Here is a 17,217-nt window from a genome sequence, read left to right as displayed (position 1 = left end):
TCCATACTTACCACATTTATTCTGCCAATGCTTTTTTACGTAAGCCCCCCATTACTATCAATACAACTATAAAGCCTATCAACCCCCACCACCAAGCAGAAGTAGTTTTAGAATCAATAGCGACAACTCCTGTATCTCCAATTAGCACATAAGCTGCCCAAAATACAGGGTGACCAATCGGACCATCTGCCGCCGCCAGATAACTCAATTTTGCTTGCTGTAGTGCAACATCTTTTTCCATCCCCTTATGTAAGTTTTGATAAAAATATTGCATGATGGTTTGTGTCGATTGATCGTTAATTTGCCAAAGTGTTGTTAAAATACTGGCAGCACCAGCATACATAAAACCACGCCCTAAGCTCAGTACTCCCTCTCCCTTTTGGTAAATACCATCACCTGTCGAACAAGCAGAAAGCACTAACAAATCCGTGTTTAAATCCAAACTTGACAATTCGTAAGCAAATAAAATATTATCTTCTATGGTATCTCCATTTTCTGTAAACACTAATCCCGACTTCATCGGCAATTTATTATTCACCAAACCATGTAGAGCCAAATGAACAATAGAATAATTTCCCGAAGATTGTTTAAAGTTAGCCTCTGTAGCAGAGGTTTCTAACCAAAATTTTCCTTTAAATGTTTGTTTTAAAAAAAGAACTTCGTTTTTCGCACCTTCCAATTCTACCAAATTCTGACGTAAAACCATCCGATCTTGTGGTATATTTGTAACAGGCTGTTGATAAGTAGCCGCCATTCCTAAGATTCCTTTTCGATCAGATTTAACAATAACTTCTTTCTTTAATAATTCTAACCATAGCGAGGCCGTATACTGATAACTAACCTCATATTTTTTCAACAAATAAGGCAAATCTTTAAAATCAACTGTTTCCACATTGACTTTTTCCATCAACAATGTCTCAAAAGGAATGTAATGCAACAAACCATCTGCTGAAATAATGATCTTTTTAGAACTATTTACAACTTTACTCAACAACAATTGATACAAACGATGACTTTGAGTACAAAAATCATCAAACTTTTTCTTTGAGTAAGATTGAACATCCAAAATATTAGATAATCGCCTTTTTAAAGTCAGTAAATCTTTTGAAAAACTGTTTCGGTTATCTCCTACTAATGTTTCTATTTGAATATTTATCTGATCACTTGTCAAACTCAACATATACAAGTTTCTTTCCCCGACAAAGTAAGAGACAAAAGTTGCCTGCTTGTCCGCTAAAATTTCTTGAACAGCTTCAACCGAAACAACCCTATCTTGAAATTTCAATTCATAATATTTAGGATACGATGCTTCTAAATGCTTTTTTAGTTGATCCAACTCTGCTCGTTTTCGAAGTAAAATATCTTGAAAAGCCGCAATAGCAATTGTTTTATCTTTCCGTTGCGCATCTAATAATTTAGACTCATAAATTTTAATATCATTTGCTAAATTCCGTTCTTCTGTACGCAACGTATCGGGCACTCCTCCAAAACTCTGTGCTAGATTTTCATTTAGTGCCTCTGACAAAAGAATCGCCTTACTCTTTTCTATAAGGGTAAACATTTCTCTCAAATATGCTATATCTTTAGAATCCTTGTACAGTCTACCAATTGCTTCCAAAGAGTATTCATAAATTTTTGGAGCATTATCCAATAGCTTTTGCTTGGCACTTTTTGTCGTCAAACTTTGACGAATCTGATCCAATAGACCTCTTGCTTGTTGTGTAGTTCTATAAAAATCCTCTTCTGTCGCTATGCTATTATTATATTGACGTTGCCAATGCAACAAATCCAATTTTTTAGTCAATGTCTCTAACGCTTGTGGTTCATCTTGTGTATATACTACTAATTCATTAGTACTTGTATTTTTTAATAAATCTAAAGCACGATTGTATAAATTCAAAGCAAGGGTTAGATTCTTTCGTTGAAACCAATAATCCCCTCTAATAGTAAGCGTTTTTGCCATAAATGCAAAAGGAACTCTATTCTCATTCTCTTTTAGAATTTTCTCTAAATACAAGTAACTTGTAGTATCGTTTTTAATGGTATAATATTGCATTAGAGGGTTTAAGACTAAAAAAGCTCCCTGTCCTTGTGCGACAAAATAGGGCAAATGCTTCTCTAGCATCTCAACATAAGGAACTGCCTTTTTCAATTTTTTTCGTTCTAATTGAATTTCTAACAACCCACTATAGACATACGAATAATTGATTTTAGCATAAGGATCATAGGCTAGTTTTTCTTCTTTAGGCAACAAGTCTTTCGCTGTCAAAAAACAATCTTCCGCTGCTCTAAAATTTCCTAATTCTTTATAAATATTCCCCGAACGAGTCAACTGCTGTAAATATTTAATCGAATCATGCATTTCCGATTTTAGCACAATACTTCCGTATTCCAAAGCTCGGTTAAAATCTTTTTTCCTTAAATACAGCTCAGACAAACTGCTATAGATATTTAGCTTTTCTTTTTTAGTAAACGCTGTAGAATTTATGACTTTTAGAAAGTAAGTAGCTGCTCTCTCATAATTTTGCTCTACAGCCATAAAATGATTTCCAGCTAAGACAGCATAGTATCTTTGTTTCTTTTTATCTACCCAATCCCATACAGACATCAATTCATCATAATACCGCCCAATTTGAGAAAATGCATCTAGGTGATAATAGGCATTTTCTGCTAGAATCTGTGTAATAAAAGCCCAATCATTCCACTTTTCAGCCTCTTTCAGTTGTACCCTATAATCCTCTAACAAAGCAAAACTCTGCATCATTTCCTCCCCATCTAAAAACTGTCTATTAATAGACATACTTAAACTCGGTCCTAATAATCGCTCCCCTAAAATCGAATACAATTGCTGTCTATCCTCATAGCCTACCTGCTTAAAAAACAAATAAATTTGATGGAAATCCTTGGCTTCCCATTGATAAGAAGGCTTTTGTATTATTAGATTTTCTAATCCAGTAACGCCTTCATTTTTGAGAATTTTAGCAACATCAACTTGTCCCAGACAATTAACAAAAAGGTTGACAAGCAGAAATAAAATTAAAATTATCTTATACAACATATTGTGGCAGTGCGATTTAAGACAGAACAAGTTTTCTTAGTAAATTACTATATCTACTGTACAAATACAACTCTTTTTCTTAATAATGTAAAAGTAATTCTCTAAAGTTTCTCTGTCCTCTGTAAAGTCTCCTTGAAGAGATAATTAGCAGATGTCGCATTGTGGTATACTAAAGATATTTAGATAAAGTTTGTAGAATACCATACTACAAAAAATGCCCCTCAACAATTGTTAAGAGGCATGCATCTTATTTTATAATAACCTATACAGATAGGATTACGTGCTGAGTATTATGCATCAGCAGCTTCCACTTCTGTATTTTCTTCTTCAAATTCTATTCCTGTTAATTTAGCGCGGATTTTAGCTTCGATCTCTTCTGCTACTTCAGGATTATCTAACATAAACTGCTTAGCAGCTTCTCTACCTTGAGCAATCTTACCATCGCCATAACCATACCAAGCACCACTTTTAGAAAGAATATTAAATTCCGTTCCCAAATCTACAATTTCACCACTCTTAGAAATTCCTTCTCCATACATAATATCAAATTCTGCTACTTGGAATGGAGGAGCTAATTTATTCTTAACAATTTTCACTTTGACATGGTTTCCGATTACTTTTCCTTCTCTATCTTTGATTGCACCACCAGAACGGCGAATGTCCAAACGTTGAGAAGCATAGAATTTCAAAGCATTACCACCAGTAGTTGTTTCAGGATTTCCGAACATCACCCCAATTTTTTCACGCAATTGGTTGATAAAAATACAACAACAATTTGTTTTGCTAATAACAGAAGTTAATTTACGCATTGCTTGTGACATCAAACGAGCTTGCAATCCCATTTTAGAGTCTCCCATTTCCCCCTCTATTTCGCTACGAGGAACCAAAGCAGCAACAGAATCCACTACCAAAATATCAATTGCCCCAGAACGGATTAAACTTTCAGCAATTTCCAATGCTTGTTCACCATGGTCAGGTTGTGCAAAAATTAACTCGTCAACATCAATACCAAGACCTTCTGCATAAAAACGATCAAAAGCATGCTCTGCATCAATAAACGCAGCAATGCCACCATTTTTTTGACATTCAGCGATTGCATGCAAAGCAATTGTTGTTTTACCTGATGACTCTGGACCATATATTTCTACAACACGTCCTTTTGGAAATCCACTTGTACCTAAAGCTACATCTAAGGCTACCGAACCTGTAGAAATGGTTTCAACCTTTTCAACTTGATGATCTCCCAAACGCATTACTGCTCCTTTTCCATAAGTTTTCTTTAAACGATCTAAAGTTGTTTGTAATGCTTTTAATTTATTGTCGTCTCCAGAAGTGCTTTTTTTTGCCATTGTGTTTCTAATTTTGTTTTTCAAAAAAGAAAATGTTCTAAAACATTTTGTTTTAATTTTGATTATTGTCAAGTGTGATACAAATATAAGCTAACATTTTTCAGTTTGCAAGTTTCTTATACTCTTTTTGCAAAAAAATGTTTCAACAAGTTGTTTAAAATTTAAAAAATAAATCATTTTGTTTCTAAAGAAACATCTTTTTTCTATTTTTTTTGTTTTTGAGGTCTATAATGTGACCCAACAAGCGCCAAAAACTCCAACAAGTTACTCTTTTTAAGCTCTGAAATAAAACCGAGTAACAATCCAATAAAAATTTATAGTATGAATCTTGATTTAGTCGTTATATTATCGTTAATTTTGCAGCAATTTAGAAATTAGAGCAACTTTTATTGTTTTATCTGCATCTAGATAGATAACAGACTATTTCGATGACAACTATTCAAACCATTTAATCTAATGCAGCATCATTTAAGCTTTATCATAACCACCATCATCTTAATTAGTTTACTTTTCAGTTGTACACAAGAACAACGCACAAGCATTGCGATTACACCTAGCGCTTATGGAAAAGTAGACAACATAATGGTCGTTGCCGATGAGTATACTTGGACAACAACGATTGGAGATACCTTTAGAAATTATTTCGAAGCCTTGTATCCTGTTACTCCACAGCCTGAACCAATTTATGATTTGCGTTATAAAACTCCCAAACAATTTAAAGAAGGGAAAATTCTAAAAACACATCGTGCTATTATTATAATGGGCGCTTTGGACGATATGAATGATCCTGCAAGTGCTGAAATTCGAAAAGCAATTGGTCCTGAAAATGTTGAAAAAGCAAAAAAACAGTCCAATTATAGAATTGCCATTCATAGAGATCGTTGGGCGCAAGGGCAGACTGTCATTTATTGGTTTGGTCCTACTAGAGAAGAATTACTCAAAACTGTAAAAAAAGACTATCAGGAGGTAATGAAGCAATTCAATAAAGCGGATACGGAATTGTTCATTCAACAAATCTATGCTCCTGGCTCTAATACAGATGCAACCAATGCGATCTACGAGACGTTTAAGATTGACTTAAAAATACCCAAAGAATTTGCTCTAGCAAACATTGATAGTAACTCTATTTGGTTAAGAAGAGAAACCAACAAAACAAGTAGCAATATCTTTATCTACACACTGCCACTCGCTGATTCAACAGCACTTAGCCCTGAAAATCACAAAAGGATTAGAAATCAATTGACAAAAGTTTATTTCTCCACGCACATCGAAAATTCATACATGCAAATCGATGATCGGGTCTTGCCAATTTATTATCAAGAAATGACATTTGACAAAAAAGAAGCGTTACAAGCTAGGGGCTTGTGGGGTATGGTAAATGACTTTATGGGAGGCTCTTTTGTAACATATATGATTAAAGACCCTGCCAATAATCGTGTTATTATTTTGGATGGTTTTATTCATGCTCCTGGGCAAAAAAAGCGACCAGAAATGCGCAAATTGGATATGATTTTCTCGACTTTTTCTTCTTAAATATTTTTTAATATAAGTTTTTTGAGCTACCTTCATCACTGTCTAACAAAGTGTTATGTATTCATTTTTTTCATTACAAACACTGTGATTATTTATCACCTCAAAAACTTAAAAAAGTATGCCTTTTATTTTTGTGTTAATGGTCTCTTTACTCCTATTTTCCTGTGAAAAAGAAGTATCCACCACCCCAACAATCGCTCAAGAAAATTGGAAAAAGATAAGCCGTCCTGCTAGCTTTAGATCTAGCAACCATCAACAACGTATTCATTATTCGGGTAGTTCTATTCATGCCCCCAGTCAAACTGTTTCTGGCAATTTTTCCATTGGCAACTTGTCTGATGGAGCAACGGGGCAATTACTCATTGATGGCACACTTGCCCAAAACCTTCACATTGATATTACTCAAAATCACATTGACAAAATTGATATTTATAGAACATCCGATAATTCTTATGTCTACACCAAAATTTTTGACAACCAAGACGTTTACTTAAACAATGTAGTAGAAACAAAGGATCATTTAACTGGGCAATTGGTAACAAATTCGGGTACTGTAGACATTGATATTGAGATAACTAGTAATGCTCGTGTACCCATTCCTGTGATTATATGGGCTGTTGCAGGAGCATTGTCAGCAACAACAACAGCAGTAAGTTGTGCTGTTATGCGAGCGACAGCTCAATCGGGCTGCCAAAATAGATATCATCAATGTATATCAACTTGTCCATCTGCACAATGTAATTATAAGTATATCTCAGGACTTTGCGGTGGCACTTGTGAAGTAGAATGTGCACAATAATTATATATTGCCTTTCAATTTTAAAACTAAGACATTATGAAAGAACATAAAATGGAAGATAATAATAAGTTAGATAAAAACACAATGATTGTCTTAATTGCCTTAATGATTTTTCATCTAATAGCAATTCTCCTGATTTATTCTATCTATCTAAATGAAGTAAATAATAATACTTTATTTTTAAAATAGTTCCTCTAAAATATAAGGAGTGCTCCTTTGAGCATTCCTTTTCATTCTATACTATTCTCTCAATACTTCCTTATGTTGTCCAGCGAATTAGTTATTTTCAAACCATCTACTGGAGAAGTAGAATTTCAAGTCATCCTAGATGGAAAGGAAGAGACAATTTGGGTCACCCAGCAGCAAATGATGGACTTGTTTGGCAAAGCTCGCCGAACCATAGGAGCGCACATCAAAAATATTTACGTAGAAGGGGAACTTGAACGAGCGGCAACTTGGCGAGAAATTCGCCAAGTTCAAATCGAAGGGCAAAGAAAGGTACGCCGAAAGGTGGATTATTACAACCTAGATGTCATTATATCTGTTGGCTATCGCGTCAAATCTAAAACAGGGGTAGAATTTAGGCAATGGGCAACGAAACGCCTTAGAGAATACTTACTACAAGGTTATAGCATCAATAACCGATTATTGGAACAACAACAACGTAAGATTGCTAGTCTAAAACAACAAGTAGAAGATTTATCTATTGAGTTGGTCGAAACTCAACAACAACTGACAGACGGATTGCTTTCTATTATTAGTCATTATTCCAAATCGTTTGAGCTACTGAATCAATACGACTCAGATGCTCTTTCTACAGACAACCTCAATCCAGATATTATCCATGTTATTCATTATCCAACTGTCAAAAATGCGATAGAGGAATTGAAAAAAAATTTAATTCAAAAAGGGGAAGCCAGTCTTTTGTTTGGGAATGAAAAAGATGATTCTTTTCGTGGTATTCTAGGTAGTATTTCTCAAACAGTCTTTGGTCAATTAGCCTATCCTAGTATAGAAGAACAGGCGGCACAATTGCTTTATTCTATTATCAAAGGACATGCCTTTAGTGATGGCAACAAACGCATTGGTTCTTTTATTTTTGTTTGGTTCTTGGAGCAAAACAACTTCCATCTTACTCCTGATAATACTAGAAAAATTAACGATAATACTTTGGTTGCACTCGCTTTAGCTGTTGCCCAAAGTTTGCCCAACCAAAGAGAAATTATCATTCGGTTAATTATTAATTTGATAAAAAAAAATGCTTAGTAGATCGTTGCTAAATGGCTATCTTTTAACCCAATCTACTACTGCGTTTTTAACGCTTTTTCCAAGCTCCTTTTAGAATCTCATCCAAGTTGATAGACAAGCTAAAGTGATGCGCTGCTCCTGCAAAATGATATGCACCAAAACCATAATCAATTTGGAATTGTTTGATGCGAAGCCCACAACCAAAAGAAAACCCAGAAAGGTCACTCACACCAGAAGTCATCAATTCTCCTCGACGCATATGATTGTACCCTGCTGCTACTCTAAAAACTTCGGGTTTACCTTTTTTACCAAACAACAATTCAATGTTAAAAATAAAATGCCTAAAGATATCATCAACTACCTTGATAGCAGAATTATCAGGTTGTTCTGTTCCATTTCCAGTAAATAGAGCTTGATTATCTTGATTGCTAGGATCGTCGTATACAATTCCCCAACGGTGTAGATTGTGCATAATAACCGAAAAACGCAACGGAATATACTTCAACCGATGTGCAAAACCAATTTGCAAGTCAAATGGCAATGGTTCCATATTCCCGTTTCGGGCATAAGTTGAAAACTGTGTTCCCATATTTTTAAAAGCTACCGTTAAATTGATATTCTTAGCCGTATCAGAGAACATTGCGGCAGCATCAAAAGCAATTCCTGTAGAGTTATAACTTCCCAAATAAGACAAAATAGTTTTGGCATTGGCCCCAACAGATAAAAATTTACTAATCTGATAACCTGCTCCTAAATTAATCGCATATTCGGCAGCGCTAGTTTCACCTGTATAGGTTCCCGTTACATCTCTATTTTGAAACTTGCCGTAACTAATGTACTGCAAGCCTGCATGCACCATCACAGGAACTTTTCCTTGATCAATATGATGCCCATAGGCCAAATACCCATGCGTAATACCTCCCATATAGACACTTTGACTAAATGCAACCCTACGGTGCATCAATGGATTTAAGGCTGCTGGATTGTGGTATGCTAAATTTAAATCGGCATCTCTAACCGTAATTAAACTTCCGCCAACAGAGGTTAAGCGAGCAGAATTAGGAATTCTCAAAAACTCATAAGTACTGTTGCCCCCAATTTGGGCGTTAATTCCTACGTAGATAATACTAAAGAGTGCCGTGAACCAATATTTCATAAAAAATGTTATTTGTAGAAGTGCTTAAAAGTGGCTTAGTTTCCAAAACACTAATCCATTTACAAACAAGCTTCACTTAGGTAAATACTTTGTGGATTACTCATGAGGGCGCAAGCTTAGTTAGCTTTGCTGCTACTGGTGAGGTTGCTTCGTTTAGTTAATTTACGTAAATCTGATTATCAATAAAAACAACACAATAAAATTAGATTCTATTGATAATCAACTACCCAACATTCATAAAACGAAGTTCATGAAGTAAATAAACTAATACGATTTTACCACAAAGTAATGTTAATTCAAACCAATCAACTAAAATTGTAGACAAGATGAAATTATTCTATCCAATAAAAAGCTAAAAATAGAAAAATAATCAGACTAACAGGATAGTTTCCTTGAACTGATTAACTAGAATTTGCAACTTATTACGATTTGTTGATAATATAAATGTGTAGAAATATTGGTTCTATAGAATAGGTAATTTAATTCCAAAATCACGCCCTACCACAAGGGCATGTTCCTAGAAAACGTACCATCCTATTATTCGCTGCCTAACACACTAGATTTTTCATCTGTTCCATTCATTATTTCATCGCAAATGCTTGTGCTTGGTCTCAAGTAGCCTTTGCCACGCTCCCAAATAGTACAGCAAAAGCCTTCTTTACAACGCTTTTTGGTCAGCAATTTTCTTGTTTCTGAATCGTACTCATAAAGCACGCCTTCTTCTAAACCTTCTTCATCTCCTAGAATAGATGTATAACTTCCTCTTCGAGTCAAAACCCCATTGGGAGCATACTCTCTAAATGGTCCTTGCTCCATGTTATCTTTCATCGTTACACACTCCTTTAACGTCCCATCTACATAATAAGAACACAACTCTCCATACAGCGCATCTTTTTCATAATACCCTTTCTGCTTGACAGTACCTTCAGGGTGATAGTAAATAAAAGGACCTTCATAGCTTCCATTTTCAAGCAATAAGTTTCCTGACAAAGAACCATCTTCATGGTAAATTTTTTCCGCACCATTTAGCGAGCCATGATCGTAGGTATGCTCCAAAGCTATATTACCATTCTCATGATAAACTTTATAATAACCATGTCGCACATTTGATTTCGTCAACACCTGATACCGCTCTACAACACGCCCTTCATACCGTACTGTCACTACTTTTGTTTGGCAAGAATACAAGCTACATGCTAGCACACCCCCCAAGAGGATTTTCATTAATTGTCTCATAATAATTCGTCTAATACCTTCTACCTTTCTATCAAAAAGTAGTCTGGTGGTCTTAAATTTGGATTTATCCCCTTACAATAGTTCGTTGAAAAACTTTATTATTTTACTTCGTGAGTGCTGCGCAGTTGATAATCAACAAGTTACAGTTTTACTGCATTTTGTACTAAAAACTTGATTATCAAACTAATATAAATGTGCTTTTTTATCTTTTTGGTAAAAAAGTAAAAAATCAACGAACTACTACCCTTAACAACAGGATAACAATACTTATTGCCAAAGAGGTTCATTTTTTAATCAATAATAAGGGGTGAATAAATCTAACCATCGCATTATCAACTAAAAGGGACGGTTAAAATTAAATAACTCCAACTAAAAAATGGATTTTTTGACTAAAAACTACGTGATTAGGCTCAAGAATGGAGCACTTTTATTCTTTATAATACAAGATTTTCCACCTTGGTTGTACCAAAGTAAGTCTTTATCTGAAAAATTAGTTAGACGCACATTTTTTGAGTTAATCTAAAAAAAATTGGAGATGAGGACTATATTCTCCCAATCTCCAACTCCTATGATAGTGTCCTATGTTACCTCAATAGCTTAGGAAGCCGATTGACTTTTGAGAATAGCCTTACACAACTTAGTAGTTGGTTCTAGATCACCATCCTCTATCGTCCAAATGGTACAACATTGCCCCTCTTTGCAAATCATTTTTCTTTCTAGCACTCCATTCTCATCGTATATTTTCAGTAAACCTGTTTCTAGGTTTTCTTGACCGCTTTTGCTAGTGTATTCTCCTTCTGTTTTTATGGTTCCATTTTCGTTGTATTCCTTAAAAATACCCTGTGTTAAACCATCCACGTGCGTCACTTCTTCTTTTAACGCTCCTGTTGGATAATAGGAATTTAAAATTCCTTCAATATTTCCTTGTACATAATTCCCTTGTTGCTTTAATGTTCCATCCTCATAATAATACTTAAACGTACCATCATGGATACCATCCTTGTAGTTTAGTTCTCCATCTATTTGACCACTAGGAAAGTAAATCTTCTCTACTCCTTCTAATTTATTATTTTTGTAGTTACGTTCTGCTAACAATGTAGAAGTAGCAACATCGTATTCTTTATAACTACCATACTTTGCTCCTGTATGTTTGTCTATTTGATACATCATTTTAAGTTTGCCATCCTCGTTATATTCAATCGTATCAATCAACTCCACCTTAACTGTTTCCGTTTCTAAGTGAGTTGTTGCCGCTGTGTCATTTGAAGCATCATCAGTTGTATTTGTTGGCGTACACGCTCCCAAATAAACTAGGAACAGAAATGTACTTATAATTCTAATTGCTTTCATAATTGTGTATTTTATAATTGTTGTGAAATTGGTCATCTTGTTATGCGCAAGGTAATCTACCAAGGCTCTATTATTCAACAGAGCTATCATCATAATTAAGAACAGGTACTTTGTTACATTACTCCGTTGAAAAATCGTATTAGTTTAGCTGCGCTGCTACTTCGTGGTATTGCATGAGTGCTTCGCAGTTGATTATTAGTAAGATGCACTTTCGTCAACCTTTATACTAAAAAACTAATAATCAACCTAATGCAAGATGCTTTTTTATATTTTTACTTCGTGAGTCTGCGGGTTCGTAGAAAAACTAAAAAATCAACGGAGTATTATTGTTACAAAAATACGTTAAATTACAAGGACCAACAGAAATGGTCTCTTTTTTTCCAATTTTGGATAGATATTTGAAGTACAGAAAATAACAAATTAGATCATTTATTTTTATGTCAACAACCTTTCACTTATTTACAGCCCTGCTTTTTTGCATTCTTAGTACATCAGCCATACAAGCACAAAACTTTGTTTTTGTCGATGACGATATTCCAGACGCCACCATGACTGTTCGAATAGCCAATAAAGTAACTTTTCCCGATATCAAAGTTGTCTTAGCCAGAGACATTCCCTTTGAAGATTTTTCAGTAGGTATCACGCCATTTAAACGTCAAGCCAACTATATTATTACCAAAGAAGCAGCTGATGCCCAACGACTGGTCAAAGTGGATAATTGTGATAACTTTCCAGACCTAAGCATTCTGGTTCAAGAAAAAATTCCCTTTCCTGATGTACGCATCGAATTTAGAGACAATAATGCGTTTGTTGATATTTTGATTTATACAGAAAAAACAACTGTATCAGAACAAGAAATAATTGCCTGTTTGTTGCCTTTGATTCGAGAAAAAGCACAAAAATAAGCAAGAGTTTACTCTTCGTCCTTCAAGAAATTAATATTTCGTACCAACCCCGAAAACTTGGTTCGTTTGACCGCTGACTTTTGAAATACCTTTCGAAAAACATCCTCTGTAATTTCTTCCCAATCTTGTTTGGTCATAGACAACAAATCGGGATGTGGTTCAAAAGCAGGCTCTGTATGTTGTTGGGCAAATCGATTCCAAGGGCAAACTTGTTGACAAACATCACAACCAAACATCCAATTATCAAATTTGCCACGCATATCAACAGGCAGTTCTTCCTTTAGCTCAATGGTAAAATAAGAGATGCACTTGCTACCATCTACCCAATACCCATCGGGATGAATGGCATCTGTGGGGCAAGCATCAATACAACGTGTACAACGACCACAATAATCTTTGATAGGTCCATCTTCTTCTAATTCTAAATCAATAATTAACTCCGCCAAGAAAAAATAAGAGCCTTGCCCTTTTGTGATCAACAACGTATTTTTGCCAACCCAACCAGCACCGCTATGTTTTGCCCAATCTCGTTCCAAAACAGGAGCCGAATCCACAAAACAACGCCCTTCTACAGCACCAATTTCTTCGTGGATATATTCCATTAGATGACGCAATTTTTGTTTAATAATCTTATGATAATCTTTGCCATAAGCATATTGTGAGATTTTGGGGGCAGTCGGATCTGTTTGTGTTTCGGTTTGATGATAGTTGTACAATAAAGTAACAACCGTTTTGGCTCCCTCTACCAATTTTCGGGGGTCTATTCTTTTTTCGAAATGGTTCGCCATATAATGCATTTCCCCATGCATTCCTTGATTCAGCCATTGCTCCAACCGCTTTGCTTCTTGGGTTAATTCTCTAGCTTTGGATACTCCAACAAAAGAAAATCCCAATTCATACGCTTTCTCTTTGACGATATGTGTATTTGTCTTTTTCACGAATGTAAAAATAGGATAATAGAAACAAATTCTATTATCCTAAACAAACCTAAATTTTTTTGAGGAACAATTATTTTTCCACGGGGGCTCCACAACTACTACATTTTAGCGCATCATGCGCATTCATACTCCCACAATAAGCACATTTTATAGCCTTTTCCGTCGTTTCTTGTGTCAAAATAGAATCTGCTGTCGCCTCTGCCTCTGATTGCTTCTCTTTGACCGTTGCCATCACTTTTTTGACACGCTTAGTAGCTGATTCTAGTTCTTTAGACGCACCACTTACAATAGCATTGGCAGCTTCAACAGTAGCAGCCGTACCATTTTTGAGGATTTTCTCTGCTTTGCCCAAAGAAAAATCAGCTTCTCTACAAGCCGTTGCCAAAGCTTGACTATCTGCTTGATCGACTCCACCAGCCTGTGTTGCCTCCGTTACAAGATCCTTTAAAGCTTCCATTTTCTCTGGCATCTTATTCAATTCTACAACAAATAGAGGTCGAGCTGTTTTATTAGCGATTCTCATTGCTTCTATTTGTTTTTCTTCGCTACTAATTTGAGTAGCCGCTTCCCATTTTAGTTTAGCAGCCTCCAAGGCTTCTTTTAAGGCAGGTTTAAACCCTGGATACTTAGCACTCAAGGTGTTGATTGTTTCTTGGGATGCCTCCCATCGTTTGGTCTCCGTTTCGGGAGTTGCTTTGCCACATGAGGCAACCAAAAAGAAAGCAATTATTCCAGTTAGTAAAGTTGTTATTTTCATAGTTTGAAAGTTTTATAAAATCTTATAAAAGAGTTAACCCTATAGCATCATTTTTCTATGACTAACAACAAGTTACAAATATACTAGCAAACTTCAAATGATTAGGATGTATCAGTCATCACTTCGTAAAAACCACGAAGTAGCAACGAACCGAGCTATGCGAGCTCACGACCGTAGGGAGTAACAAAGCTAACTACTAATTCATAGGTATTGCCCCCTAAAAGAATTACTCCTTCAAAACAACCCCTTTTAACGACAACACATCTCCTTGAGGGTTGGCATTGCTATAAACTGTGATGGTTGTAAACTGAGGACCTTTTTTTCCTTTACTGTCAAAACGTGCTTTAATAGTACTTTCTTCTTGGGGTGCTATATCCAAAAAAGGATAGCTTCCTATCGTGCAACCGCAAGAGCCTTTTACATCCTTAATAGCCAGCGGACGTTCTCCTACATTTTTAAACTTGAAGCTATATTCAACTATTTCGCCTTGTTGAATGGTGTCATAGGTATAAGAAGTCGTTTCGAATTTAATTTTAGCTGGCTCTCTTGTTGGGCGCACCATTTTTTGTACCTTCTTAATCGTATCTAACGATATGGTATCGGTACTCACCGTATCCATAACGGGAGGAAGTGTTGGCGTTTGAATCGTCTCTATCGTATCGTCAGATAAGGTTGCTGTCGTTGTTGTTCCCTTATCTGAAGACGAGGAGTCCTCACAAGCAGTTAGCAACAAAAAAACACCTATGTATAAGAAGCAAGTGAAATAGAAAGATTGTTTCATGTATCTGGATTTATATGAACACACCTGATAAATGGAGTAAATGCTACAAGATTGGGGTGTCTAGTGTAATAATGGATTATACAAAACAAAGAGGGAAGATACAAGAAAAGAAACGAAATCCATATTATAGCAATCTGCTAATCAAAAAAAATTATCACTTAAACTACTATTATAACAGCTTTCTAAGTTCAAGATCTTTAAATACCTTCGGCTAATTCAATTCAAAACTTGGAACTCATCAATCAGATTAGTATATTTGTAGCATGAGTAATTTCGTAGTATCCGCAAGAAAATATAGACCCATTCGTTTTGACAATGTTGTTGGACAACAACACGTTTCACAAACACTTAAGAATGCCATTCAGAGCAATCATCTGGCACAGGCATTTTTGTTTTGTGGCCCTCGAGGTGTGGGAAAAACGACCTGTGCTCGTATTTTGGCAAAAGTACTCAATTGCCAAACGCCTACCAACGACATGGAACCTTGCGATACCTGCGAATCTTGCGAATCGTTTAATCAAAATGCCTCTCTAAACATCTCTGAGTTAGATGCCGCTTCTAACAATAGTGTTGAGCATATTCGTGCGCTTATTGAGCAAGTTCGTTTCGCCCCTCAAAGTGGTCGGTATAAAATCTATATCATAGATGAGGTGCACATGCTTTCGCAACAAGCTTTTAATGCTTTTTTGAAAACTTTGGAAGAACCCCCTTCTTATGCCATTTTCATCCTAGCAACAACTGAAAAACACAAAATTATACCAACCATTTTGTCTCGATGCCAAATCTTTGATTTTAATCGAATTCAAGTTGCTGACATGACCAATCACTTGCAAAAGATTTGTAAAGAAGAAGGAATTGAAGCCGAAGAAGAGGCACTACACGTTATTGCGCAAAAAGCAGATGGAGCGTTAAGAGATGCTTTATCTATTTTTGATAGAATTGTAAGCTTTTCGGGCAACAACATAGTCTATCAAGATGTTATCGAAAATCTCAATATCCTAGACTATGACTATTATTTTAAAGTCGTAGAGGCCATATTGATAGAAGATGCCAGTCAGTTACTATTGCTTTTTGACCAAATTTCTAGAAAAGGTTTTGATGGGGATATTTTTATTAATGGTTTATCAGAACATTTGCGTAATTTATTAGTTTGTAAAGACCCTAGAACAATAGAACTATTAGAAGTTAGTGGCAATATAAAAGAGCGTTATCAACAACAAGCCAACCTAGCTCCTACTGCTTTAATACTATCCGCATTAAGCCTAGCAAACGATTGTGATGTTAATTATAAAATGTCTCGTAATCATCGTCTTCATGTTGAAATGACTTTGATCAAAATGGCTTACATTCAACGTGCGATGGAGCCTAGAGCCATTCAAACGGTAACTACTCCCTCTGAAAAAAAAACACTAGACGATAGTAAAATGGTAGCAGTTCAAGAAGTTGTGCCTAATTATCAACCAGAACCTATTGAGCAAGAAGTCAATGAAACGCCCATTGCCTCTCTCAAAAATACCACGACTACAGAGACAGAAGAGGCTAAAGCAGAACTAAAATCAGATAATGAACCTGCTGTTGATGCGACAAAATCAACAACATCCAATAATTTTGCAGAAAAATTGGCTTTAAAAAAAGGAAGCAATTTTTTGTCGAAGGTATTGAACGAGGTGAAAGAAGAATACCACAAACCTCAAGAGGCTGCCATGCCTTTTACACAAGAAAATTTGGAAAAAATCTGGGAAAGTTATTGGTCAAAAATTGAATCTCAATCCACTCAGATTTTGTTCAAAACAGCAAAATTATCTATTTTAGATGCAGAACTAGGAACTATTAAAGTGCTTACGGCTGGAAACCGAGCCAAAGATGCCATTTTTAGAGATCGTCCTGTTCGCCAATTGCTGATTCAAACGTTTCAAAAAAAGGAGTTGAGTTTTGAAGTAGAAATTGACGCAACAAAAATAGAAGCTCCAAAACCTCAAAAAGTGATCCCACAAACAGATCGAGATAAGTATGTGCACTTTTTAAAATTGAATCCTGTTTTAAAAGATTTTCAAAAACGTTTTCAACTCTTGCCTCCTAAAAGCAGTTAATTCATAAATTTTCAAAT

The 17,217-nt window shown here is 35.5% G+C and carries 14 protein-coding genes; 6 read left to right on the top strand and 8 right to left on the bottom strand.

Annotated features, from left to right (window positions below; translation table 11 throughout):
* Positions 1-16 precede the first annotated feature (16 nt).
* Both CG11_RS12330 and recA read right to left on the bottom strand, forming a co-directional pair.
* A complete protein-coding gene (locus tag CG11_RS12330) occupies positions 17-3,058 on the bottom strand; it encodes a CHAT domain-containing protein (RefSeq protein WP_052596605.1) in 3,042 nt (1,013 codons plus the stop codon).
* A gap of 290 nt (positions 3,059-3,348) precedes the next feature.
* Positions 3,349-4,407 carry a recombinase RecA gene (recA, locus tag CG11_RS12325; RefSeq protein WP_052596604.1) on the bottom strand — a complete coding sequence of 353 codons (1,059 nt, stop codon included), beginning with the start codon at positions 4,405-4,407 and terminating at the stop codon, positions 3,349-3,351.
* Positions 4,408-4,863: 456 nt separating this feature from the next.
* Between recA and CG11_RS12320 the strand changes: the two genes are divergently transcribed.
* The 4 genes from CG11_RS12320 (at position 4,864) to rhuM (ending at position 8,005) form a co-directional block, all read left to right on the top strand.
* Positions 4,864-5,940, top strand: coding sequence for a DUF4837 family protein (locus CG11_RS12320; protein ID WP_052596602.1), 1,077 nt, complete (start codon positions 4,864-4,866; stop codon positions 5,938-5,940).
* A 118-nt stretch (positions 5,941-6,058) separates the two neighbouring features.
* A complete protein-coding gene (locus CG11_RS12315) occupies positions 6,059-6,739 on the top strand; it encodes a hypothetical protein (protein WP_052596601.1) in 681 nt (226 codons plus the stop codon).
* Positions 6,740-6,775: 36 nt separating this feature from the next.
* Complete coding sequence (locus tag CG11_RS30190) at positions 6,776-6,928, top strand: hypothetical protein (protein WP_156039755.1); 153 nt, start codon at positions 6,776-6,778, stop codon at positions 6,926-6,928.
* A gap of 72 nt (positions 6,929-7,000) precedes the next feature.
* Positions 7,001-8,005, top strand: coding sequence for a virulence protein RhuM/Fic/DOC family protein (gene rhuM / locus CG11_RS12310; RefSeq protein ID WP_052596599.1), 1,005 nt, complete (start codon positions 7,001-7,003; stop codon positions 8,003-8,005).
* A 49-nt stretch (positions 8,006-8,054) separates the two neighbouring features.
* Here the strand turns inward: rhuM and porQ are convergent, their stop codons facing one another.
* The 3 genes from porQ to CG11_RS12295 all read right to left on the bottom strand — a co-directional run bounded on the left by porQ (position 8,055) and on the right by CG11_RS12295 (position 11,729).
* The gene (porQ, locus tag CG11_RS12305; protein ID WP_052596598.1) at positions 8,055-9,143 is read right to left on the bottom strand and encodes a type IX secretion system protein PorQ; all 1,089 of its coding nucleotides are present in this window, start codon (positions 9,141-9,143) and stop codon (positions 8,055-8,057) included.
* Between the two features lie 537 nt (positions 9,144-9,680).
* Positions 9,681-10,379, bottom strand: coding sequence for a toxin-antitoxin system YwqK family antitoxin (locus tag CG11_RS12300; protein ID WP_052596596.1), 699 nt, complete (start codon positions 10,377-10,379; stop codon positions 9,681-9,683).
* Positions 10,380-10,976: 597 nt separating this feature from the next.
* Positions 10,977-11,729, bottom strand: coding sequence for a toxin-antitoxin system YwqK family antitoxin (locus CG11_RS12295; protein WP_197043836.1), 753 nt, complete (start codon positions 11,727-11,729; stop codon positions 10,977-10,979).
* Positions 11,730-12,166: 437 nt separating this feature from the next.
* Between CG11_RS12295 and CG11_RS12290 the strand changes: the two genes are divergently transcribed.
* Positions 12,167-12,634, top strand: a complete 468-nt coding sequence (locus tag CG11_RS12290) for a hypothetical protein (RefSeq protein WP_052596594.1) — start codon at positions 12,167-12,169, stop codon at positions 12,632-12,634.
* A gap of 8 nt (positions 12,635-12,642) precedes the next feature.
* Here the strand turns inward: CG11_RS12290 and queG are convergent, their stop codons facing one another.
* From queG to CG11_RS12275, 3 genes are all read right to left on the bottom strand, one after another.
* Positions 12,643-13,572 carry a tRNA epoxyqueuosine(34) reductase QueG gene (gene queG, locus CG11_RS12285; RefSeq protein WP_052596591.1) on the bottom strand — a complete coding sequence of 310 codons (930 nt, stop codon included), beginning with the start codon at positions 13,570-13,572 and terminating at the stop codon, positions 12,643-12,645.
* Positions 13,573-13,642: 70 nt separating this feature from the next.
* Positions 13,643-14,329 carry a hypothetical protein gene (locus tag CG11_RS12280; RefSeq protein WP_052596589.1) on the bottom strand — a complete coding sequence of 229 codons (687 nt, stop codon included), beginning with the start codon at positions 14,327-14,329 and terminating at the stop codon, positions 13,643-13,645.
* Positions 14,330-14,555: 226 nt separating this feature from the next.
* Positions 14,556-15,110, bottom strand: a complete 555-nt coding sequence (locus CG11_RS12275; RefSeq protein ID WP_052596588.1) for a DUF1573 domain-containing protein — start codon at positions 15,108-15,110, stop codon at positions 14,556-14,558.
* Positions 15,111-15,373: 263 nt separating this feature from the next.
* On the opposite strand from CG11_RS12275, the gene CG11_RS12270 reads away from it, so the two are divergent.
* A complete protein-coding gene (locus CG11_RS12270; protein ID WP_052596587.1) occupies positions 15,374-17,200 on the top strand; it encodes a DNA polymerase III subunit gamma/tau in 1,827 nt (608 codons plus the stop codon).
* The last annotated feature ends 17 nt before the right edge of the window (positions 17,201-17,217 follow it).

It is taken from the genome of Aureispira sp. CCB-QB1 (assembly GCF_000724545.1).
Classification (GTDB): domain Bacteria; phylum Bacteroidota; class Bacteroidia; order Chitinophagales; family Saprospiraceae; genus Aureispira.
The sequence above is the reverse complement of the archived record's forward strand: the minus strand, read 5'-3'. Positions and strand labels throughout refer to the sequence as shown.